Origin of the sequence: Bifidobacterium parmae, assembly GCF_002860365.1 — a bacterium.
GTDB classification, from domain to species: domain Bacteria; phylum Actinomycetota; class Actinomycetes; order Actinomycetales; family Bifidobacteriaceae; genus Bifidobacterium; species Bifidobacterium parmae.
This window is the reverse complement of sequence record NZ_NMWT01000028.1, coordinates 200809-223701: the sequence shown is the minus strand read 5'-3', so window position 1 is coordinate 223701 and position 22893 is coordinate 200809. Positions and strand designations below refer to the sequence as shown.

General features: G+C 65.8%; 25 protein-coding genes and 1 pseudogene. 23 read left to right on the top strand and 3 right to left on the bottom strand.

The features are described from left to right. The first annotated feature begins 5 nt into the window (after positions 1–5). From Uis4E_RS10205 to Uis4E_RS10190, 4 genes and pseudogenes are all read left to right on the top strand, one after another. Positions 6–1004, top strand: coding sequence for a hypothetical protein (locus Uis4E_RS10205; protein WP_101623038.1), 999 nt, complete (start codon positions 6–8; stop codon positions 1002–1004). Positions 1005–1073: 69 nt separating this feature from the next. Then, positions 1074–1457 (top strand): annotated as a pseudogene (locus Uis4E_RS10200) (VOC family protein); the annotation flags it as partial. A gap of 611 nt (positions 1458–2068) precedes the next feature. Next, entirely contained in the window at positions 2069–2560 is a 492-nt protein-coding gene (locus tag Uis4E_RS10195; RefSeq protein ID WP_101623036.1) for a hypothetical protein, read from the top strand. An 82-nt stretch (positions 2561–2642) separates the two neighbouring features. Continuing rightward, positions 2643–3503 (top strand): deoxyribonuclease IV, encoded by an 861-nt coding sequence (locus Uis4E_RS10190; protein WP_101623035.1) that lies wholly within the window; start codon positions 2643–2645, stop codon positions 3501–3503. Positions 3504–3554: 51 nt separating this feature from the next. Here Uis4E_RS10190 and Uis4E_RS10185 read toward each other — a convergent pair whose 3' ends face one another. Beyond that, positions 3555–3962: a hypothetical protein gene (locus tag Uis4E_RS10185; protein WP_165784956.1), complete on the bottom strand. Its 408-nt coding sequence runs from the start codon at positions 3960–3962 to the stop codon at positions 3555–3557. Between the two features lie 127 nt (positions 3963–4089). On the opposite strand from Uis4E_RS10185, the gene Uis4E_RS10180 reads away from it, so the two are divergent. Then, on the top strand, positions 4090–4704 hold the full coding sequence (locus Uis4E_RS10180) for an NAD(P)H-dependent oxidoreductase (protein WP_101623033.1): 615 nt from the start codon (positions 4090–4092) through the stop codon (positions 4702–4704). Positions 4705–4725: 21 nt separating this feature from the next. On the opposite strand, the gene Uis4E_RS10175 is transcribed toward Uis4E_RS10180, so the two are convergent. Both Uis4E_RS10175 and Uis4E_RS10170 read right to left on the bottom strand, forming a co-directional pair. Beyond that, positions 4726–6312 carry a sensor histidine kinase gene (locus Uis4E_RS10175; RefSeq protein ID WP_101623032.1) on the bottom strand — a complete coding sequence of 529 codons (1587 nt, stop codon included), beginning with the start codon at positions 6310–6312 and terminating at the stop codon, positions 4726–4728. Continuing rightward, entirely contained in the window at positions 6309–6980 is a 672-nt protein-coding gene (locus Uis4E_RS10170) for a response regulator transcription factor (RefSeq protein WP_101623031.1), read from the bottom strand. Before Uis4E_RS10170 ends, Uis4E_RS10175 begins: the two co-directional genes overlap by 4 nt. Positions 6981–7119: 139 nt before the next feature. Between Uis4E_RS10170 and Uis4E_RS10165 the strand changes: the two genes are divergently transcribed. The 18 genes from Uis4E_RS10165 to Uis4E_RS11750 all read left to right on the top strand — a co-directional run bounded on the left by Uis4E_RS10165 (position 7120) and on the right by Uis4E_RS11750 (position 22745). Further along, positions 7120–7938, top strand: coding sequence for a hypothetical protein (locus Uis4E_RS10165; protein ID WP_133125452.1), 819 nt, complete (start codon positions 7120–7122; stop codon positions 7936–7938). A gap of 145 nt (positions 7939–8083) precedes the next feature. After that, a complete protein-coding gene (locus Uis4E_RS10160; protein WP_101623029.1) occupies positions 8084–8923 on the top strand; it encodes a hypothetical protein in 840 nt (279 codons plus the stop codon). Positions 8924–8954: 31 nt separating this feature from the next. Further along, positions 8955–10085, top strand: a complete 1131-nt coding sequence (locus Uis4E_RS12270) for a peptidoglycan-binding protein (RefSeq protein ID WP_101623028.1) — start codon at positions 8955–8957, stop codon at positions 10083–10085. After that, a complete protein-coding gene (locus tag Uis4E_RS10150) occupies positions 10082–10843 on the top strand; it encodes an ABC transporter ATP-binding protein (RefSeq protein ID WP_207764579.1) in 762 nt (253 codons plus the stop codon). The genes Uis4E_RS12270 and Uis4E_RS10150 overlap by 4 nt, the downstream gene beginning before the upstream one ends. Further along, positions 10840–12057 carry an ABC transporter permease gene (locus Uis4E_RS10145; protein ID WP_101623027.1) on the top strand — a complete coding sequence of 406 codons (1218 nt, stop codon included), beginning with the start codon at positions 10840–10842 and terminating at the stop codon, positions 12055–12057. The genes Uis4E_RS10150 and Uis4E_RS10145 overlap by 4 nt, the downstream gene beginning before the upstream one ends. A 143-nt stretch (positions 12058–12200) precedes the next feature. Beyond that, positions 12201–14288, top strand: coding sequence for a bifunctional indole-3-glycerol phosphate synthase/tryptophan synthase subunit beta (locus Uis4E_RS10140; protein ID WP_101623026.1), 2088 nt, complete (start codon positions 12201–12203; stop codon positions 14286–14288). A gap of 39 nt (positions 14289–14327) precedes the next feature. Beyond that, positions 14328–15200 (top strand): tryptophan synthase subunit alpha, encoded by an 873-nt coding sequence (trpA, locus tag Uis4E_RS10135; protein WP_101623025.1) that lies wholly within the window; start codon positions 14328–14330, stop codon positions 15198–15200. 69 nt (positions 15201–15269) lie between these two features. Next, the gene (gene lgt, locus Uis4E_RS10130) at positions 15270–16211 is read left to right on the top strand and encodes a prolipoprotein diacylglyceryl transferase (protein ID WP_101623024.1); all 942 of its coding nucleotides are present in this window, start codon (positions 15270–15272) and stop codon (positions 16209–16211) included. A 74-nt stretch (positions 16212–16285) separates the two neighbouring features. Further along, positions 16286–16954 (top strand): ribulose-phosphate 3-epimerase, encoded by a 669-nt coding sequence (gene rpe / locus Uis4E_RS10125; RefSeq protein WP_101623023.1) that lies wholly within the window; start codon positions 16286–16288, stop codon positions 16952–16954. Positions 16955–17021: 67 nt separating this feature from the next. Continuing rightward, positions 17022–17285 carry a phosphoribosyl-ATP diphosphatase gene (locus Uis4E_RS10120; protein WP_034528235.1) on the top strand — a complete coding sequence of 88 codons (264 nt, stop codon included), beginning with the start codon at positions 17022–17024 and terminating at the stop codon, positions 17283–17285. An 80-nt stretch (positions 17286–17365) separates the two neighbouring features. Next, complete coding sequence (gene hisG / locus Uis4E_RS10115) at positions 17366–18217, top strand: ATP phosphoribosyltransferase (protein ID WP_101623022.1); 852 nt, start codon at positions 17366–17368, stop codon at positions 18215–18217. Between the two features lie 51 nt (positions 18218–18268). Continuing rightward, positions 18269–18919 (top strand): CDP-alcohol phosphatidyltransferase family protein, encoded by a 651-nt coding sequence (locus tag Uis4E_RS10110; protein WP_101623021.1) that lies wholly within the window; start codon positions 18269–18271, stop codon positions 18917–18919. After that, a complete protein-coding gene (locus tag Uis4E_RS10105) occupies positions 18916–19905 on the top strand; it encodes a DUF881 domain-containing protein (RefSeq protein ID WP_101623020.1) in 990 nt (329 codons plus the stop codon). Before Uis4E_RS10110 ends, Uis4E_RS10105 begins: the two co-directional genes overlap by 4 nt. 2 nt (positions 19906–19907) lie before the next feature. After that, positions 19908–20240, top strand: coding sequence for a small basic family protein (locus Uis4E_RS10100; protein WP_101623019.1), 333 nt, complete (start codon positions 19908–19910; stop codon positions 20238–20240). A 1-nt stretch (position 20241) separates the two neighbouring features. Then, a complete protein-coding gene (locus Uis4E_RS10095; RefSeq protein WP_101623018.1) occupies positions 20242–21087 on the top strand; it encodes a DUF881 domain-containing protein in 846 nt (281 codons plus the stop codon). 6 nt (positions 21088–21093) lie between these two features. Further along, on the top strand, positions 21094–21531 hold the full coding sequence (locus tag Uis4E_RS10090; protein WP_101623017.1) for an FHA domain-containing protein: 438 nt from the start codon (positions 21094–21096) through the stop codon (positions 21529–21531). A 51-nt stretch (positions 21532–21582) separates the two neighbouring features. Further along, entirely contained in the window at positions 21583–22233 is a 651-nt protein-coding gene (locus tag Uis4E_RS10085) for a MerR family transcriptional regulator (protein ID WP_101623016.1), read from the top strand. A gap of 140 nt (positions 22234–22373) precedes the next feature. Further along, positions 22374–22745: a hypothetical protein gene (locus Uis4E_RS11750; RefSeq protein WP_133125451.1), complete on the top strand. Its 372-nt coding sequence runs from the start codon at positions 22374–22376 to the stop codon at positions 22743–22745. The last annotated feature ends 148 nt before the right edge of the window (positions 22746–22893 follow it).

The window sequence follows — 22893 nt, the reverse complement described above, 5'->3', positions numbered from 1 at the left end:
CCCGCATGCCGGTTTCCTATGAGGAAGCGTTGTTCCACTCGTATTTCGCGTGGCTGCTGCCCGACGAGACGATCGTCCAGGGGGATACGGAGCAGTTGGACGGCCAGGAGCTCGACATGTACTTCCCCGACCGGAAGGCAGCGTTCGAGATCGGCTCCTGGGGTCTGCACAGCAGGACGCAGGACAAGGACACGCGCAAACGCCGCAAGGCGAAACGACGCGACATCCGACTGGTCACCCTGTTCACCGACCGCGACCGTGCCACCATGCCCAAGGCCGACGGGGAGCCGCTCATCGTCGCGCCCTGCCCGAACAGCCCCAGCATCATCTGGGCCGCGACCTCGATCCGATGGACGAGCGGCCGCAAAGGGCGCATCACCCGCACCCGGTTCCTCCAGATCGCCGAACCGGTGTGCGAGGCGCTCGACTTCACCTACAAGCCGGTCCCCGAAGACCAATGGCCCACGATGCGCGACGAGGCGGCCTGCGCCTGCGAGACGCTGAAACTCAAATCCGCCGCGGACGGCAGACCCGCCCCCGGCAAGCGGACCGCGAACCCGACGGCCGAACCGTCCGCACCAGCCGCCTCGCAGGAGATCGCCACGGCGGACGGGACCGCCAAGGAGCTCCGCACACAGCCCGCCGCCGACCTGCCGACGATCGGACAAGTCTGCGAATCCCTGCACCGTGACTGGGTGCTCGTCTTCGCCACCATCGCCGGACTGCCCGACGAGGCGAAAACCGACTATGCGCGCCGGCTCGTCACCGACATCTTCCCCACGGCAATCGGATACGCGAAATGGCCGCAACCCGTGCAAAGCCGGTTCCAGGCGCTCGGCCAGCGCGCATTGGACGCCATCACCGTCCAACCGGGCGACACCGACGCGGAACGCACGCTCGCCGTCGTCGCCGCCCTCCAACAGGCGTACCGCCAATGCCGGGAGCACGCGAGGACCGCGTCCCTTGCGATGGGCTCCGCGGCCGCCGCATACCGGCTCGGCTGAACCGGGGGAGCGCGGGCTGCGCGCATGCCACGCCGTCCGCGCCACGAGCCTCCGCGCTACAGTGGAGGCATGCTCGACCATCTGACGCTCAAGGTACGTGACATCGACCGCAGCATCGCCTTCTACACGCAGGCGCTCGCCCCGCTCGGTTACATCGTCAAAGCCCACCACGAGCCCACGCTCGGATTCGGCGTCGACGACGGCACCCCGCACTCCGACTTCTACCTGTCGCCCGCCGACGGACCCGACACGACGCGGCGGCCGTGCCCGATCACCCACATCGCGTTCCTCGCCCCCGACAAGGCCGCCGTATGCGCGTTCTATACGCGCGCGCTCGCCGCCGGAGGCCGCGACAACGGCGCGCCCGGCCCGCGCCCCTACCATCCCGGCTACTATTCCGCGTTCGTCCTCGACCCGGACGGCAACAACATCGAAGCCGTCACCGACTGGTCCGGCTGGTACGGTCATCCGGAAACGAACGCACGCGAACATCCCGACCAGTCTGCGGCGAATCAATCGGACACGTCCCTCCCCGATATGCCTGACAATCCATTGACCGACGCCGGCGACGGGCCGGTCACGGCGCGCAATTCGTCCGAGTGAGAATCAGGATGGAGGGAACCTGTGGCTGTTCCTCGCCGAGCCGGTGGATGCGGCGCAGGTCGGGCGCATGGGAGAGGCGTTGCTGACGGAAACCCCGGGCTTGGTCCGCATCGGGTTCCGGCCCTACGGCCGCATGCTAGTTTGAGCGGTCGCTTCGCTGGTTTCCGTGAGTTTCGTCAGTTGCGTTCTCGTTGCAATGAAGCCGATTCTGTTATCTTCGACGGATTCGCTGATTGCCGTCGATTTCGCTGTTCCCAGGGGCATCGTGTTTGAATCGTGTCTGAGCCGCAGACACGATTCAAACTACAGAGACCAGGTCGGGACCTCCCGATGACTGGAGCTCGTCGAAAGCGCCAACGAGAACGAGACGATGAACACCTGAACATGGCGACAGCTTCCATCCAATCAGAGGAAAGCCCTAGACTATGAGAACCACGAATGACCCATAAGGAGGCGGAACGATGAAGGAGCATGACCGAGGGGCACGGTGGGGAGTCGTCATCGTCGCCATCATCGTCCTGGCCGTCGTGGGACTGTTCGCGTTCGCACTATGGTGGTCGGACAGGCCGGGCGATATCGCGCACGCGCGATACACGTACTCCGCCTCTGACCGGTTCACACGGCGACAGCTCGACGCCGCCGGCAAGACGATCGCGAACGCATTCACCAGCTTCAGCGGATGCACGCTGGACAAGGTCGCCTACGACGAGACGCGGACCGATCGGATCCTGGACCTGGAGGACAAGACCAAACGCGAATCCCCAAGCTACTCGTCCAGCATCTACGAGGCGTACAAACGCTACGGCCGCGACCGCATACTCATGGCCGACGTCGATTTCACCTGCGACGGCTCCGAACCGTCGCTCGGCCACGGATCCCAAACCATGACCTGGTATCTCCTGCTCGGCGACGACGGCACAACCTGGACCGAGATAGATCACGGCAACGGCTGACGGCAACGCGGCCGCCCCGCGGCACGCGGCCACGGAACACCGCATGGAAGACCATACGCGACACCACACGAAAGGCGACGATATGACGGAACTGCTCATCGGATCGCACCTGTCCACCGCGGGCGGATGGGACAAGCTCATCGAACGCTCCCACGCGGAACGCGGCACCACGTTCGCGTTCTTCCCACGCTCCCCATACGGCAGACGGTCGAAAGCCCTCGACCCGGACGGGGCGGCCGCGTTCGGCGCGCGACTGGCCGCGGAACACTACGGGCCGCTCGTCGTCCACGCGCCCTACGTGTACAACCTCGCCGGCAAGGACCCGGCCAAACGGGCGTTCGCCATCGACGCGCTCGCCGAAGACCTGCATCTGCTCGCCCCCATCCGCGCAGCCGGCCAGGAGACCTACCTCAACATCCACCCCGGCTCCCACGTGGGACAAGGCGCGGAAACCGGATGCCGGCTGATCGCCGAAGCCCTCGACCGCGTACGCGAGCAGGCGGCCGGCACGGGCATCACGATCCTCCTGGAGACCATGGCCGGCAAAGGCACCGAATGCGGACGCAGCTTCGAGGAACTCGCCTCCATCATCGACCGGCTCGCGGATTCCGATAACGTGGGCGTCACGTTCGACACCTGCCACGTGTGCGACGCCGGCTACGACCTCATCGACGACTACGACGAGGTGATCCGGAAACTCGACGACATCATTGGCCTCGACAAGGTCAAAGCCATCCACGCGAACGACTCCATGTACGGCCTCGCCTCCCACAAGGACCGGCACGCCAACATCGGCGACGGCAAGCTCGGCCTGCCGTTCTTCACCCGCCTCGTCAACGACCCGCGCATGAACACGCTGCCGATGATCCTCGAAACCAAGGAGACCACACCCGACACGCACCGCGAGGAGATCGCCCTGCTGCGCGGACTACGGAAGAACTAATCGGTCAGGGGGAGACGCCGTCGAAGCGCGCGCCCGGCCCATGCACCGTCGTCACACGGCCACGCCGCGCAGACCATCGGTGAAATCCCGGGCCCAACGCTCCGCCTCATCAAGCTCACGGAACGAACGATGATGCACCATCGCCCCACCCACGATCAACGCGCCCGGCGTGGTCTCCCTCAACGCCGGAAGCATGCCCTCCGGCACCGTGACGGCCACATCATAATCAAGATGCGGCGTCAACCGGGTGATCCGGACACGCACGCCCTCCGGCACATCAACCGCACGCGAATCATGATCGAACGTCGAATCGACAGCGATGAATCTCATATGGAACTCTCCTGAACGAACAAACAGCCGCCGGAACCCCGGCAGACGGAACAAACGGAATAACGACGGCGATGACCAACGCTTCGAACGGCTGCCATAGCCGCGGAACCTACATACTGACACCCGCATGCTACACGCAAGCCCTGCACGAAGTCAACCGACGACCACGCCACCCCACAAAACAACCACACACGCCACGGAACCACCAGCCACGCCACCCGCCCCAACCCGTCCGGCACGGCGAGACAATGGAACCATGAACACAACCACCACACGCACCGCGCTCATCATCACCGCCAACCCCGAACACCACAGCCTCACCAACGCCGCCGGCAACGCCTTCGCCGAAGGATTCCACGCACACGGCGGCGAAACCCGCATCCTCGACCTGTACGACGCCGGATTCAACCCCGTCTACACCAGCGCCGACCGCGCCCACTACCTCGGCAAAGCCGACATGCCCGAAGACGTCGCCGCCATCCAGACCCGACTCGCCCAAGCCGACGTGATCACACTCGTCTTCCCCATCTACTGGTACACCATGCCCGCCATGATCAAAGGCCTCTTCGACCGCGTCATCTGCCGCGGCTTCGCCTACAACGCCGACGGCACTCCCGGCGCGCTCGCCGGCAAGACGGTGCGCGTCATCATGCTCACCGGCGGCCCGGAATCCTGGTACGAGTCCGACGGGATCGGCGAGGCTCTGGACAACCAGATCCGCCGCCAGACGTTCATGAAGTACTGCGGCGTGAAGGACGTCGAGATCGTCTACGTCGACAACCTCTCGATGGGCGACGACGACCCCGCCAAGCGCGAGGCCGCCGCCAGGCAGCTCGACGGCATCAGGGAGCTCGGCGCCTCGCTCGCCTGAGCCGCCTCCATCGGATACGGCCTACGCCACGGGGATTCCGTCGATTCCAGCGAGGAAACGGTCAGCTCCCTCCCGTTCTTCCCTCCACAGGCGCAGCGTCACGTCCATCGCCTCGCATGCGGCGTCGGCGATGGACAGGCCGAGTCCCACGCCGGAGACGGCGCTGATGCGGGAGTTCGCGCCGCGATGGAACGGCTGGACGAGTTCGGTCAGATCGTCGGGCAGCCGTTCCGCGGTGGTGTTGCCGATCGTCAGCCGGAGGCGGTCGTCCTCACGGGTGAACGTCACGTCGACGGATCCTCCCGAGTCCATGTTGTGCATGACGGCGTTGCGGATGAGATTGCCGACGGCGAGCCGCATCAGCGTCGGGTCCGTCTTCGCCGCGACATCGTCATGCCCGCCCGTGTCGATGGCGACGGCGATGCCGCGTGCGGCGATCTCCTCGTCCATGTCCGCCAGGGCGTCTTTCACGCAGGCGACGATGTCCGTCGATCCGTCCGTGGCGTCGCCGGCATCCGCGGTATCGTCGTGCGCGAGCTTGCCGTACGCGCCGCTTTGGATGCGTGAGAGCGTCAGCAGCGCGCCGACCAGTTCGGCGCCGCGCCGGTTGGCGGCGAGCGCGCGACGTACGGAAGGTTCCACGTCGGCGGGGAAACGCCCTTGCGCGAGGGGCGCGTCGAGGTTCGTCTCGACGGCGGCGATGGGCGTGCGCAGCTCGTGCGACGCGTTCGACACGAACCGACGTTCCGCTTCGGAGGCGGCCTGGATGCGGTCGAGCATCCCGTTGATGGAATCGCCGAGACGGGTGACTTCGTCGTCGTGCACGTCCCGTCCCATCGCCTGTCGGCGGTTCCGCCGACGGCGTCGTCTCGCTGTGTCCCCGCGTCCCACGTCGATGCGCGTGCCGAGATCGGAGGGGTCGAGCGCGGCGGCCTGGTCGCTGATGGATTGCAGACGTTTCGCCATACGCGAGGTGACGATCCAGATGACGAGGATGCTGATCGCGCCGAAGGCGACGAAGATGATGGCGGCGCTGATGCGCAGCCCGTTGGCGATGGTGTTCTGGTTCCATACGGAGACCCCGTAGGGCGTGCGGATGGTGAACGATCCGTCGCCGCCCCAGTCGACGCGGTACGGTTCGCCGTTGATCCGTCCGCTGGCGCTTCCCTCGCCCTTCCCGTCGCTTGAGGAGCCGAGGAAATCGGGGGCGTCCCCTCCCGTGGAACGGTGCGATCGGATCCATGTGTCGGGATCGGGGTCCGTGGACCAGCCCTGGGCCGACAGATAGTCGTCGTTGTCCGACGACGATCCGTTCGAGCCGTTCCCCTTCCCGTCCTGACCGTTTTCATAGGTGATGGTCATCGCATAGGAGAACATGCCGTTGATGACGAACATCTGTACGATGGTGGCCGAGCCGAGGGCGATGAGAAACACGAGACCGATGGCGAGCGTGAGCTTCGCGCGGAACGTCCTGGGACGGATCCTGTCGCGTACCCCTCTGAGGCATGCGGCGATGCGACGCCGGACACCGGGTTTCCCTCCGGAGCCGGCGACGGGGAGCGTCCTGTCCTCGGCGGTATACGTCGTCTTGTCGGTTTCGCCGGTCATGCGAGTCGGTATCCTTCGCCGCGGGTGGAGACGATCAGGTCGCGGCCGCCGAGTTTGCGCCGCAGCGAGTATACGGTGGTCTTGACCACATCGGAGGGCTCTCCCGTGCCGTCGCCGTCCCAGACGCTCCGATAGAGTTCGTCCACGCCCACGTAGCCGCCGTCGGCGCGCATGAGCTCCAGGAGCACGCCGTACTCCTTGGGCGTGAGCCTGACGAGCGTGCGCCCGTGGTCGCGGAACACGAGCCGTCGCGTCGAATCGAGAGTCAGGTCGCCGCGCGTCAGGACCGCTTGGACGGCGAGCCCTTTGCCGGTCCGACGTTGCAGGGCGCGGATGCGGGCGAGCAGCTCCGGGTAGGCGAACGGTTTGGTCAGATAGTCGTCGGCCCCCAGGTCGAGCCCGCTGACCCGGTCGCCGATCTCGGCGGCGGCCGTGAGCATGATCACGGCGACCGGGATACGGTTCGCGGCGATCGTCGCCATGACCGCGTCGCCGGAGAGGACCGGCAGATCCCGGTCGAGCAGCACGATGTCGACATCCGTGTCGGCGAGCGCCGACAGCGCCTCCACACCGGTCGAAGCCACGTCGGTCGCGTACCCTTCGTATCGCAGCGCATCATCCAACGCGGCCGTCAGCTCACGGTCGTCCTCGACGATCAGTATCCGCATCCCCGTCTCCTTCCCGTCCAGGACGGACGTCATACCCGCCATTATCCTCCCCGAACCAAGGTAAGGCGAAAGTGAGAGCGCCGACCACCCGGACGCCACCGCGGACGGTGTTCGATGGATGGTGAAGGAGGGCCGCATCATGATACGCATATCCGCAACTTCCATCGACGTGCCGGGAATGGCCGTACGGTTCGCCGCGGTCATGGCGGCGACGCTGATGACGCTGTCGCTCATGTCCTGCACGGCGCCGTCCGCACGTCCCGCAGCGGACGGCGCCGGCGCGACGGATGTTTCGGCGCAAGCCGGCTTCGACGATACGACCGACACATATCCGATCCCCACCATCACGCGCCGGTTCGCCGCATGCCTCGTCTCGAAAGGATTCGACGCGCGCGTCGTGGGGGAACGCAACGACCAGGTCGCCCTGCTGGAGATCGACGCGGCCGGCAACCCCAAACGGCCCAAGATCATCGACGGCGGCGACGGCATCATCACACGGGATTGGACCACCGACCCGAACCTGTACCCGAACATCACGTCGACGGGCACCATCAGCAACGCCGTCACCGGCGACGATTTCCCGTACATCATCGCCGACGCCGCCACCGACCTGGCCGGCTCGCCATACGCGGCCAGACAGGGTGACTACGCGGCGTGCGAACAAGCCAACCCCGACTTCACCCAAGGCGTGGCCTCCACGGACATCGACGATTCCCACGCCGGCAAGAAGGACAAGGACGCGGTACTCGCATTCGCCCGGAAAGCCCGGGCCAAAGGCTTCACCTGGGTCGCCGACCCGACCGGCGACGAACCCCTGCACATCGTCATCCCCGACACCGTGCCCGAAAACGACGTGCGCCGCTTCTTCAAGGAATGCCCCGCCGACGGAGTGCCCGTCATCTTCAGCTGGATCGGCGACTACCCATACGACACCAACGCGGTCCAACAAGGACGATGACCCCAGCCGCCAACGAAGACTCTCGCCTGTCCGCAACACATATCCCGGAATCATGCCCCTATCATGGAACCAATGGGGACAGGTATCCGCCCATCCCATCCATCTATTCCGGTGAAGATGCCGGGACGATGCAAAGGAGCACACGATGGATAATCCACGACGAAGAATCACACGCGGCACCGCCATCCTGGCGACCGTCGTCTGTCTGCTCGCCACGGCCGCCTGCTCGGCCGGGGCAACGACCGACGCCGGACAATCGAATGATACGACCGCCGGCATCGACGACAAGACGAAAGCCGAGAACACCCGGCTTGAAACCATCGCCAAACGATTCGCCGCATGCCTGACCGACAAAGGATTCGATGCGAGGACCGTCGAATCCTACGCCAGCGCCACAGTCGGCATGAAAACCAAGGACATACCGCGCACCACCGTCGTCCTCAGACGCATCGACCAGGCCGGCAACTCCACCACCGCCGGCAATTCGGACGGCATCGACACGCTGTACCCCAACGTCGAACTCCACGCCACCATCGACGACGCGCCTTGGGTCGGCTTCGCCGGATCCGACGACCTCGCCGGCACCCCATACGCGGACAGGCAACAGGACTACGCCGCATGCGAACAAGCCAACCCCGACTTCTCACAACCCCCACTCGCCAAACAGGCACGCAGCGACCCCGGCGCACAACTCGCCATGCTCGAATTCGCCCGCAAAGCCCGCGCCGACGGATTCGACTGGTACCCCGACCCCGACCCCGCAGGCGGAGGAACCACAGGCTCCGTGAATATCCCGGACACCGTCTCCGCCGAAGAATTCCGACGATTTCTCACCACCTACTACACCAGCGGGAATTGGCCCAGTTACAACGGCATCCCCTTCGGCATGAGCCTGCCGGGAGACCGTGCCGATCTCGACGAGGTCCAACGCGAGATAATCCCCGATTACGATTCCTCCCGTCACGGCCTTGACGACACGCAATGACGACCATCAGACGCAACGAAAGAAGCCCGACATGACACGAACCGCAACGAGGAAGACCGGAAGAACCCGCCGCGCCATCACGGGCGTCACGGCGCTCGCCGTCGCCGTGGGACTGGCCGTGGCGTGCGTGGCGGTCAGGCCGTGGACATTCGTCGGGCATACGGCCGGCACCGGACGCCCGACGTCGGCCGCGAAGGTCGATGTGACCACGCTGCGCACCCAGCCGGTCGTCAAGGGCGTCCTCGACGCCGAGACCCGACTGGGAGGGACCCTGCAGTACGACGCGTCGTCCGACTTCCAACCGGCCTCCGGCGTCATCACCCGGTTGCCCACGCCCGGCGCCGAAATCGCCACCGGACAGCAGGTGTACGAGATGAACGGCACGCCCGTACCGCTCTTCCACGGCGAGCGGCCCTTCTGGCGTACGCTCCAGGTGGATGCGCCGGACGGCCCGGACGTGACCCAGCTCGAACAGAACCTCGCGGAACTCGGATTCTTCACCGGAACCGTCGACGGCCATTTCGACTGGCTGACCCGCGAGGCGATCCGGCAATGGCAGCGTTCGCTCGGCCTGACCGGCGACGCCGCCAATGGCGTGTTCGAGCCGTCCTCCGTGGTGCTGGCGCCATCGGCGCCGATCCGCGTCAAGACCGTGACCGCGAAACTCGGCGACCGGGACGCCAGCCCCGGCAGCTACACGGGTACGGCCCTGCACGTGGAGGCCACGCTGACCTCCACGCAGGCCGCCACCTTCAAAGCCGGCGACAAGGTGCAGGTCATCATGCCGGACAACACGACCATCGACACCACGCTCGCCGCGGTCGACCAAGGAGGCGTGTCCACAGGCAAGGACGGGCAGACCACCCAGCCCTCCGCACGCGTCGACTTCCCCGACCAGACCCAGGTGACACGCTTCGGCACGACATCGGTGCAACTCGTCATCCCCCACACGGCCGATTCCGACCAGGCAGGCTCCGGCGAATCGCTGATCGTGCCGGTGACCGCGATCATCGCGTCCGCGGGCAGCACGTACGCGGTCGAAGTGGTGCGCGGAGACACGGTCACACGCATCCCCGTCGAAATCGGGCTGGTCGCGAACGCGCGGGTCCAGCTGACGAAGGCCGACGGACTCGAAGCCGGAGACAAGGTGGTGGTGTCATGACGGGCAGAGGAACCGCACGGCCATTGACCACGCCCCAGCCGCTCCTCACCTTGGAGCGGGCGACGAAAAGCCATCCCGGACGGGACGGCGAACCACTGGAGATCCTGCACGAGACGACCCTCTCCATCGGACAGGGGGAGCGCATCGCGATCGTGGGACCGTCCGGCTCGGGCAAATCAACGCTCCTGTCGCTGCTCGGCACGCTCGACATGCCCACCAGCGGCACGTTGCGCTACGACGGCGACGACGTGGCCGCGATGGGGGAACGGAGACGCAGCATGCTGCGGGCCGCGCGAATCGGCTTCGTATTCCAGCAGTTCCACCTCATCCCGACGGTCTCCGCGCTGGAGAACGTGACGACGGGACTCCAATACACGTCCACGCCCCGCGCAACGCGCAGGGCACTGGCGATCGAGGCCCTGGAACGCGTCGGACTGGGAGAACGCCTCCACCACCGTCCATCACAACTCTCCGGCGGCGAACAACAGCGCGTGGCCATCGCCCGTGCCCTCGCCAAACGACCGGACATCATCTTCGCCGACGAACCGACCGGCGCACTCGACACCACGACAGGACACGCGGTCATCGACCTGCTGCTCGAAGCGGCGGACGACGGGGCGAGCCTCGTGGTCGTCACACACGACCCCGGCATCGCGGCCCGCTTCCCACGCCGCCTTCACATCCAGGACGGCAACGTGCGGGACGACACCCCACAAGACGACTCCACGACGGGACCGACGGAAAGAGAACGACCATGAACGACGGCACACGACCGACGCGGCCGATCGGCACACGCGTCATGGACCTCCTGCACACCGCATGGATCGGCGCCACCGGACAGGCGTCACGTACAGTGCTCGCCTCACTGGGCATCGCGCTCGGCGTCGCCGCATACGTGGCGCTGTCCGGCATCGCCGCATCGAACCAGACGGCGCTGCTCGCACGACTCGACGCGCTCGGCGCAAACCTGCAGGTGGTCACGCCGGGACAGGACGCCGCACGACAGCCGATCCCACTGCCGCAATACGCGCCGAAGACCATCGCCCGACAACCACAGGTCGAACAGGTCGGCGTCTTCGACACCCCGCCGGAGAACGCGCGGATCTTCAAGAACGAATTCGTACCCAAATCCAACGGCAACGCGTTGGCGTTGTCCGTCATGAGACCAGGCGCGCTCGCCGCGCTCGGCGCCTCCTTCGCACAAGGCCACGGCATCGACGCGGACAACGAGGACCTGCCCGTCGCGGTCCTCGGCTCCGAAGCCGCCTACCGTCTCGGCGTGACCACGACCGGAGACCGCATCCTCATCGACGACGCATGGTACGGCGTCATCGGCATCCTCGACCCGATACCGCAGGCGCAGAGCCTCGACTCGTCCGTGATCATCGGATCGGAATACGCGAAAGCCCACTACCCGGACCAATCACCAACCATCAGTCGGATCAGCGCCATCTACGTACGCACGAAACCCGGCGACGCGGAGACGCTGCGCCGCATGCTCGCCCACGCGGCGAACTTCACCGGAACCGGGGTAACCGTCAACGCGGCCGCCGACCTGTCCGAAGCCCGCAACGCCACCGACGGCTCACTGACCGCGCTGGGACTTACGATTGGCGCAATCGCACTCGCCGTGGGAGGCATGAGCATCGCCAACATGATGATCGTCACCGTGACGGAACGCCGCGGCGAAATCGGACTGCGCCGCGCACTCGGCGCGACCCCCGGCGCCATCCGCATGCAATTCGTCACCGAGGCGGCACTGCTCTCCACGCTCGGCGGATTCGCCGGCATCCTGCTCGGCGCGGGAACGGCGATAGGCGTCGCGCTATCCACAGGACAACCAATCGCACTCGACTGGACATCCCTGCCGACGGCATGGTGCGCCGCCATCCTCGTCGGCGCGCTCGCCGGCATCCATCCGGCCTCCCGTGCAGCGCGGCTCACCCCCACGGCAGCGCTTCGCGGCGATTGACGGCGGCGGCATGGAGCCACTGCGGGCATAGCGAGAGCGTGGAATGTGCGGACATGCCCGGAATGTAGGACGCGCGGGCCGGTCGCGGACATGGTTGGCCTATGGTGGCGCATGGTCACACTTCAGACATTCAAGGGAGGACCATGTCGGTACTGGACGAATTGGTGGCGGGCGCGCTGGAGGACCAGCGGACCCGTGAGCGCACCGTGTCATTGGAGGACGTGAGGAAGGCCGCGCTGGCGGCCCCGGCCCCGATCGACGCGAAACGATGGCTCAAGCGTGCCGACGGCATCCCCGTGATCGCCGAGATTAAGCGCGCCTCCCCGTCCAAGGGCCACCTGAGCGACATCCCCGATCCGGCCGCATTGGCCCGCGAATACGAGCGGGGCGGCGCGAGCGCCATCTCCGTGCTCACCGAAGGCCGTCGCTTCCTTGGCTCCCTCGACGACCTCGACAAGGTGCGCGCCGCAGTGCACATCCCGGTGCTGCGCAAGGACTTCATCGTCACCGACTACCAAATCTACGAGGCGCGTGCGCACGGCGCCGACCTGGTGCTGCTCATCGTCGCCGCGTTGGACGACGCGAAGCTGAAGCACCTGCTCGGTCTGGCGCACGAGCTGGACATGACTGTGCTCGTCGAGACGCACACGCGCGAGGAGATCGAACGCGCCATCGCCGTCGGCGCGAAGGTCATCGGCATCAACGCCCGCAACCTGAAGAACCTCAGGGTAGACGTCAACAAGTACGCCGAACTGGCCGACGACCTGCCGGACGATGTGATCCGCGTCGCCGAATCCGGCGTGTTCGGCGCGGTCGAGGTCGAGGACTACGGCCGGGCCGGCGCCGATGCGGTGCTGGTCGGCGAAGGCGTCGCCACGGCGGACGACCATGAACTTGCGGTTGAACGACTAGTGAAGGCAGGAACAAGAGTGAAAGCATCAGAAACCACCCCGTTGAGCGAACACCACGGCCCGTACTGGGGCCAGTTCGGCGGCCGATACGTGCCCGAGGCGCTCATCACCGCGCTCGACGAGCTGGAACGCGTCTACGATGAGGCCAAGAAGGACCCCGAATTCCACAAGGAGTTCATGACGCTACAGCAGCGCTACGTGGGCCGCCCCTCGCCGCTGACCGAGGCGCCGCGCTTCGCGAAGCTCATCCGCGAGAAGACCGGACTCGACGCGCGCGTCTTCCTCAAGCGAGAGGATCTCAACCACACCGGCGCGCACAAGATCAACAACGCGCTCGGCCAGGCGCTGCTCGTCAAGCGCATGGGCAAGACCCGCGTGATCGCGGAGACCGGCGCCGGCCAGCACGGCGTCGCCACCGCCACCGTGTGCGCGATGCTCGGCCTCAAGTGCCGCATCTACATGGGACAGATTGACGCCCGCCGCCAGGCCCTCAACGTGGCCCGCATGCGCATGCTCGGCGCTGAGGTCGTCGAGGTCACGCTCGGCGACAAGATCCTCAAGGACGCCATCAACGAGGCGCTGCGCGACTGGGTCACCAACGTCAAGGACACGCACTACCTGCTCGGCACGGTCGCGGGCCCGCACCCGTTCCCCGAGATGGTGCGCGACTTCCAGAAGATCATCGGCGAGGAGGCCAAGCAGCAGCTGAAGGACTGGTACGGCATCGACCATCCGGACGCGGTGTGCGCGTGCGTGGGCGGCGGCTCCAACGCCATCGGCGTGATGAACGCGTTCCTCGACGACGAACGCGTCAACCTGTACGGCTACGAGGCCGGCGGCAACGGCCCCGAATCCGGCAGGCACGCCATCCGCTTCGCCCCCGGCACCGGCCAGCTCGGCATGTTCCAGGGCGCCAAGAGCTACCTGCTGGAGACCGACGAGGGCCAGACGCTCGACACGTACTCCATCTCCGCCGGCCTCGACTACGCGTCCGTCGGCCCCGAGCACGCGTGGCTCAAGGACATCGGCCGCGTCAACTACTCGTGGGCCACCGACGAGGAGGCGATGAACGCGTTCCGCGACCTGAGCCAGACCGAGGGCATCATCCCCGCCATCGAAAGCTCGCACGCGGTCGCCGGCTCCTTCAAGGCCGCCGCCGACCTCAAGGCCAAGGGCTACGACAAGGCCGTGATGATCATCAACATCTCCGGCCGAGGCGACAAGGACATGGCCACCGCCGGCAAGTGGTTCGGCTATCTGACCGACGACCAGGCCGCCGCACTCGAAGTGACCGGCGCGCACGGGAACACGGTCGCCTGAGCGGCATCGGGTGCACAGCATCAAGAGGAGATTTTCGATATGACAAACGCAGCAACCACACCCTCCGGCCAGCCGCTGGGCATCAGCCACAGGCCCAGCCCCACCGAGGCCATGTTCGCGAAGTTCAAGGCCGAGAACAAGCCCGCCTTCATCGGCTACCTGCCGTACGGCTTCCCGAACTCCGAGGTCTCGCTCGACGCCTTCCGCACGATGGTCGAACACGGCGTCGACGCGGTCGAAATCGGCCTGCCGTACTCCGACCCGGTCATGGACGGCCCGGTCATCCAGGCCGCGTCCTCCATCGCCCTGAACAACGGCGAGACCATCCGACGCGTCTTCGAGGCCGTGGAGACCGTGGCCAACGCGGGCGGCGTGCCGCTCATCATGAGCTACTGGAACCTCATCTACCACTACGGCGTCGAGAAGTTCGCCCGCGATTTCGAGAACGCTGGCGGCGCCGGCCTCATCACCCCGGACCTCATCCCGGACGAGGCGGGGGAGTGGATCGAGGCGTCCGACCGCCACGGGCTCGACCGCATCTTCCTCGTGTCCCCCGACTCCGCCGACGAGCGCCTCGAAGTCGTCGCGAGGAACGCGCGCGGCTTCGTCTACGCGGCCGCCCGCATGGGCGTCACCGGCGAACGCGCGAGCATCGACGCGTCCCCCGAGACGCTCGTCGAACGCACCCGCAAGGCCGGCGCGAAGAACGTATGCGTCGGCATCGGCGTGTCCACCGCCGAACAGGGCGCGAAGGTCGGCTCCTACGCGGACGGCGTGATCGTCGGCTCCGCGCTCGTGCACACGCTGCTCGCCGACGACAACCGTTCGCCGCGTGACACCGCCGAAGGCCTGAAGCTGCTCGCCGCCAAGAGCGAGGAGCTCGCCGCGGGCATCCACGGTGCTCGCGCCTGACGTCCGCCGTTCCGCACGGGCGCGCCGGCCTCACGACGCGCCCGTCGTAGGATGAGAGCGATGAAAACCATGAATCTCGCATACATTCCCTCGCCGACGTTCTCGAAGTTCCAGATCGGACCGGTGACCATCCGCATGTACGCGGTGTGCATCCTCATCGGCGTATGCTTCGCCGTGTGGATCCTCACCCGCCGTTGGAAGCGTGTGGGCGGCACCTTCGACCAGGTGCTCGACACCACGCTCGTCGCCGTGCCCTCGGGGCTCGTCGGCGCGCGCCTGTACCACTGCATCACCACGCCGTCCGCGTACTTCCCGCCCACCGGCAGCCTCGTCAACATCCTCAAGGTGTGGGAGGGCGGCATGGCCATCTTCGGCGGCATCGGTGTGGGCGCGCTGGCCGCGTTCCTGTGGTGCCGCCACAAGCGCTACCCGTTCGCCCTGCTCGCCGACTGCCTCGCCCCGGGGCTCCTCGTCGCGCAGGCCATCGGACGTCTCGGCAACTGGTTCAACCAGGAGCTGTTCGGCTGGCCCACCACCCTGCCGTGGGGCCTGAAGCTCAACGACTCGGCCGACGCCATCGGACGCACCGAAGTGTGCTACCAAGGGGCCGCATGCCCCTCCGGCACGCTGTTCCACCCCACGTTCCTCTACGAGATGATCTGGAACCTCATCGGGGCTGCGCTCATCGTCTGGATCGGCCGCAGGTTCGCCGACCGGCTCAAGGCCGGCCAGCAGTTCGCCATGTACATGATCTGGTACGGCCTCGGCCGCACCTGGATCGAGAACGTGCGCATCAACTACTCCACCGTGATTCTGGGCCTCAGGACCAACGTGTGGACCGCGATCCTCGTCTTCCTCGCCGGATGCGTCCTGTTCGCCGTGCTGCACCGCGTGGGGCGGGAGACGGCGACGCTCGCCGACCGCCTCACCGCCATCACCGCGGACGAGCTCGAACGCCAGCGCCAGGCCGAGGAGCGTTCCGGAGACGAACGCACGAGGAACGACGACTGAACATCCGCCGCCCGCGGCGCGCAACGCTCCCGGACGCCGGCCATAGTCCCATTTGATGGATAAGGTATGGAACCATGAAGAAGATTGAAATCGCCCCCAGCATCCTGTCCGCCGACTTCTGCAACCTTGAGCGTGACCTCAAGGCGATCGCCAACGCGGACCTCGTCCACGTCGATGTGATGGACCATCACTTCGTCCCGAACCTGACGCTCGGCGAGCCGATTGTCAAGCGCATCTGCGAGGTCACCGACCTGCCGGTCGACGTGCACCTCATGATCGAGGACCCGGACCGCTGGGCCCCGGAGTACGCGCGTCTCGGCGCCTCCTCCGTGTCCTTCCACATGGGCGCCGCCCACGCCCCGGTCCGCCTCGCCCGCCAGCTGCGCGACATGGGCTGCAAGGCCTGCTTCGCCGTGCGTCCCGCCGAGCCGGTCGAGCCGATCTTTGACATCCTCGACGAGTTCGACATGATTCTCATCATGACCGTCGAGCCCGGCTTCGGCGGCCAGAAGTTCCTCGACAACCAGATGGCCAAGGTCCGTCGCCTGCGCGACGAGATCACCCGCCGCGGCCTCGACACCAAGATCCAGGTGGACGGCGGCGTGAGCCCGAAGACCGCGCACATCGTGGCCGAGGCCGGCGCCGACGTGCTCGTGGCCGGCTCCGCCGTGTACGGCGCCGACGACCGCGCGGCCGCCATCGACTCCATCCGCGAGAAGGCCGCCGCCGCGTACCGCGACTGAGCGTCGGCGCGCACGGTTCCCCGCGGAATCCCATATTCCGAAACCAAGAAGAAAGCATCACAGACACATGAAGACGTTCGAATCGCTGTTCGCCGAACTGAGCGAGAAGGCCAAGACCCGCCCGGAAGGCTCCCTGACCGTCGATGAGCTCGACAAGGGCACCCACTTCATCGGCAAGAAGATCGTCGAGGAGGCCTCCGAGACGTGGATCGCCGCCGAATACGAGGGCGCGGACCGCACCGCCGAGGAGATGAGCCAGCTGCTCTACCACGTGCAGGTCATGATGATCAAGCACGGTCTGAGCCTCGAGGACGTCTACAAGCACCTGTGACGCGTCGTCCCCGCACGGGGGCGTCACGTTCGCGGCGCGGGCGGCACCGTCCGCGCCGCACATCGATCAAGGGGAAAACCATGCTGAGAATCGCCGTGCCCAACAAGGGCATGCTGTCCGAACCCGCCTGGAACATGCTGGCGGAGGCGGGCTACCGTCTGCGCACCAACTCGCGCCAGCTCGTCGTCGAGGATCCGGACAACGACATCGAACTGTTCTATCTGCGTCCGCTCGACATCGCCGTGTACGTGGGCCGCGGCACCATCGACTGCGGCATCACCGGCCAGGACCTGCTCAAGAACTCCGGCACCGCCGCGCTCGAGCACATGCCGCTCGGCTTCGGAGCCTCCACGTTCCGCTTCGCCGCGCCGAACGAATCCTCCTTCGCCAAGCTGGAGGACATCGACGGCAAGCGCGTCGCCACATCCTTCGACAAGCTCGTGCACGACTATCTCGTCGACCACGGCATCAACGCGGAGACCATCCACTTGGACGGCGCCGTCGAATCGTCCGTGCAGCTGGGCGTCGCCGACCTCATCGCCGACGTCGTGTCCACCGGCACCACGCTGAGGAACGCCGGCCTGCGCATCTTCGCCGACCCGATCATGCACTCCGAGGCGTGCCTCATCCGCTCGCCGCGACTGGACGAGAAGGACGAGCGCCTGACCATCCTCAGCCGTCGTCTCGAAGGCGTGATCACCGCGCAGCGCTATGTGCTCATGGACTACGACATCCCCGTGTCCAAGGTCGCCGCCGCCATCGACGTGACCCCCGGCTTCGAAAGCCCCACCATCTCGCCGCTGCACGACAAGCAGTGGAACGCGGTGCGCGTCATGGTGCCCAAGGCGAAGGTCAACCAGCTCATGGACAAGCTGTACGATGTGGGCGCGCGCGGCATCATCGTGACCGCGCTGACCGCGTCCCGCATCTGACCCGCGCGGACGGCACAACCCATACGACCAGAGGCAAACGAAACCGACAGCATGACCGAACGCAACACCAAGTCGACCTACAGCCCGGAACCGCGGGACATCTATCTCACGATTCCGAACCTGCTCAGCCTGTTCAGGATCGTCTCGATCCCGTTCATCGCATGGCTGATGTCGAACCATGAGATGGTGAACGCGTTGATCGTGCTGGCGGTCTCCTCCCTCTCCGACGGGCTGGACGGCATCCTCGCCCGCAAGCTCGACCAGGTGAGCAAGATCGGCCAGATCCTCGACCCTCTGGCCGACCGTCTGCTCATCCTCTGCTCGATCATCGCGCTCGGCGTCGCCGGCATCATCCCATGGTGGATGCTCATCGTCATCGGCGTACGCGACCTGTTCATGGCCATCCAGGTGCTGTGGCTCGCCCAATACGGCTACGGGCCCCTGCCGGTCCACTTCGTCGGCAAGGCGGGCACGGCGCTGCTCATGATGGCGATCGTCGCGCTCACCATCGCCGACCTCGGCACCGGATCGCTGTTCCGGCTGCTGCATCTCGCGGCGTTGGCCACCGGCATCTGGGGCGTCGCCATGTACTGGCTCGCCGGCTACATCTACTTCCGACAGGGCGTCACCGTGTTGCGTCAGGAACTGCCGCAACGGCACGAACAGCGTGAACGGGAGCGGCGCGAGAAGGCCCGCGCATGAGCGCGGACGAGCCGATGCCGGCATCCTACCCGGCGGGGGAGGAGCCGACCACGGAAGGGACGAGACGACGCCGTTCCGCGTTCTCGCGCGCATACGGCGGCCTGCTGTCCCACCATACCGCCCGGTCGTCGACTCCGTTGAGCGAGCGCGAGCGTCGTCGGCGGATTCGTCAGGACGATTCGCTGAGACTCATCGACGACCTCACCAACCGTCCACTCGATCCGATCTATCTTGATGCGAGCCTCTCCGTCCATCGTGAATCGAAGGCGATGATGTGGGCGACGCGCGTGGTCTGCTTCATCGTCTGCATCGGCGTCGGATTCCTCGGCAGCCTGTTCGTGCAGCAGCTCCATGCCGATCCGCGCAAGGCGGTGAGAGCATCGCTCGCCGCCGAACTCGAATCCTCGCAGAAGAACGTCGACAATCTCACCGGAGAGGTGAACACGTTGCGGGGCAAGATCGAAAACCAGTCGAAGCGGCTCGACGTCGCCGGAGCCTCCGAAACCGTCCGCGACGACGAGATGGCCAGCGGACAGGTGAAGGTGACTGGGGAGGGCGTCACGCTCACCGTCTCCAATCCGATCGCCGCGTCCAACGGGTCCACGAACGGCGCCACGCCGCGTGAATCCGCCGGCGGTCATCTGCGCGTCGTCACCGACGCCGACCTGCAGCAGCTCGTCTCCCTGCTCTGGCAGTCCGGTGCCGAGGCGATTGCCGTGAACGGGCATAGGCTCGGCATCCAGACCTCGATCCGCACGGCCGGCGGCACGATTCTCATCGGATTGGACGCGGTCGACAGCCCGTACCGCATCGAGGCCATCGGGGACAGGACCGCACTGTCCCAGGTCGCCAATCCCGACAGGCTCGGAACCCTGTACGACGCGTACAAGGACGCGGGCATCACCCTGCAGATGAAACGGTCGAAGTCGATTACACTGGAAGCGGCCGTAGTCGGAGACATCAGCTACGCGAGGAAGGCGAAGTAGTAATGGCAGCAGTGCTCGGACTGATCATCGGCGTGGTGATCGGCGTGTTCGTCCAGCCGGACATTCCCGTATGGATACAGCCGTATCTGCCGATCATGGTGGTGGCGGCGCTCGACGCGCTGCTCGGCGCCGCTCGCGCCTACTTCGAACGCCGCTTCTCCGACCGCGTGTTCATCATCTCGTTCTTCGCGAACGTCATCACCGCCACGCTGCTCGTCCTGCTCGGCAACCAGCTCGGCGTCGGCTCGCAGCTGCAGACGGCCGTCATCGTCGTGCTCGGCATCCGCATCTTCTCCAACGTGTCCGCCATCCGTCGATTCATCTTCCGAGGCTGACATGGCGAGACGAGGCAGGAGCAACGCGGGACGCGGCGGCAACACCATCGGCGAGATGGAGGCGCGTGACGCCGCGGAGAAACGCAACGACTCGTTGGAGACCGGATCGTTCCCGCAGGTCGCCAAACGCCGGGACGGCAAGCGGGACCTCGACGGAACCGGGCTGAAGACCAAGTTCGCCTCGACGCTGCTCGTCGTGCTCATGTGCGCCCTCCTCGGCTTCGGCTACATGACGCAGATCAACAACACGCAGTCCACCTATGAGACGATGAGCGAGGACGAGCTCGTGCGGCTCATCAACGAGACCAGCACGCAGGCCAACAACCTCGAACAGCGCAAGAACGAGCTCACCAGCCAGCTGACCAGTCTCAAGGCCGCCGCCGACCAGCGCGACCAGGCCGAGAAAATCGCCAAGCAGAACGAGGAGGCCAGCGGCATCATCTCCGGCAGGCTGCCCGCGCAGGGGCAGGGCGTGGTCATCCGCATCACCAAGGGCACGAAGCAGAACATCGACGCGGCCACCCTGTTCACCCTCATCGAGGAGCTGCGCAACGCCGGCGCCGAGGTCATCTCCATCGGGAACGTGCGCGTCGTCACGTCCACCTCGATCGTCAAAGGCGAGGACGGCAAGCTGCAGTGCGACGGCGTCACGCTCGACACGCCGTACGTGGTGCGCGCCATCGGCAATCCGGGCGACCTGCAGAACGCGGTGAACATCGCGGGCGGCATCGGCTCCAGACTCAAGGTCATGTACGGTTCGCGCGTCACCGTCGAGCAATCCGACGATGTCGTCGTCAACGCCGTGCGCGGCGAAAAGCAATATAAGTACGCAAGGACGGTAGAATAGGAAATTATGACAGAACCAATTCCCAGCGCAGGCGAGACGACCATCATCGGTCTGCCCGCAATCACCATTCCCGTAACCGCGACCGGCGACCGTCCGCTCACCACGGAGGATCTCGACACCATCGCCCGACTGTCGGAGGGCACGGCGTTGCTGATCTCCACGCGAGGCGCGGTATCCGGTTCGCGTTACCTGCTCGACGAGGACGAGGTGACGGTGGGACGCGACCCGCGCGCCGACATCCTGCTCGACGATTCCACGGTCTCGCGTTCGCACGCCGTGTTCCGCCGCAACGGGGGAGTGTTCACCGTCGTGGACGCCGGCTCGCTGAACGGCACGTATGTGAATCGCCAGCGCGTCGACCAGGCCACGTTGAAGAACGGCGACGAGATCATGATCGGCAAGTTCCGTCTCGTCTTCTTCACGAAGTCGGCCGTCATCTCCTGACGATGGTCTGCAGGGCGTGACCGGACACGGAAACGAGCGAGGGGAGTGGCGATGGACGAGGACGAGCGCCGGCTTCATCTGCATGTGCGCCTCGAGGATCGTACCGATCTCAACGGGGACGCGGTGCAGGGGGAGCTGTTCGCCACTCCCGACGACGAGGACATCATGCGCGGCTACCGCGGTTCCATCGCATCCAAGATCGCCGGCATCACCTACCGTCAGCTCGACTATTGGGCGCGCAAGCAGATTCTGGAGCCGTCGATCACGCCGTCGCACGGTTCCGGCTCGCGTCGTCTCTACTCGTTCAAGGACGTCGTCATCCTCGCCGTGTCCAAGCGCCTGCTCGACGCCGGCGTGAACCTGCAGAACGTGACCACGGCGATCAGCTTCCTCACACAACGATCCGTCGGACAGCTCGAACACATCACCATCATGTGCGACGGCCAGCATGTACACGAATGCACCACCAGCGAACAGATGCTCGACCTGCTGCAAAGCGGCAAGGCGGTGTTCGCGGTGTCCGTCGGATCGTTGTGGCATCAGATCAGAGTGGCGTTGGAGGGGGAGGACTACGTCGATCTGACGAAATCCCCGGCGAAACGTTCCACCGGTCGGCCAATCGACGATCTGACCGCCGCGCGCATGCGCAGGAAGATACAGGAACGGCGTCTCCAGCGTGAGCAGGAATCGGCGCGACGCTGATTCATCGGACGTATGGTGCCGTTCACGCGTCATACGTGGTGGCTTGTCCTGACACGACTACGTTATGTCAGATTCGTTGTACTGTTGCGCCGACACCCGGCATCGACGGTATTCGTTACGGCAATTCAAGGGGGCAGTCAATGGTGGACATCCTTCCGGCGGCGCTATGGTGCGTCGACGTGGTGCTTTCGCTCAACATCATCGTGATCTGCCTGCGTCGAGGCGGCCTGCTGAAACGGTATGCGGGCGGCGTGGCACGGGTGAGCTGGCCGGTGACGATCGCGCACGTGGCATCGGCGCTGTTGGGGTTGACGCCGTATCTGGCGTTCACCTGGTTCGCCGATGGCGGATTCGATCCGGACGTGCGTGATTTCTACGTCCGGTACGGTTGGCCGTCCGCGACCGTGGTGGTTCTGCTGATTCTCGTGCAGCTCGTGTGCCTGTACCTGCAGGCGAAGCGTGCGATGATGAGTGAGATGGACGCGCGGCTGAACCGTGCGAAGCGGAAGTGATCGGGGAGTGCGGCGTAGGCAATGTCGCGCTGATGCGATGAATGAATGGTGACGGATGCGTGCCGGGGCATACGCGTATATTGCCAATCTGACATAACGTACATTATCGGATAAACAGAGATGGTGGTGGATACAGCCGTATATATAA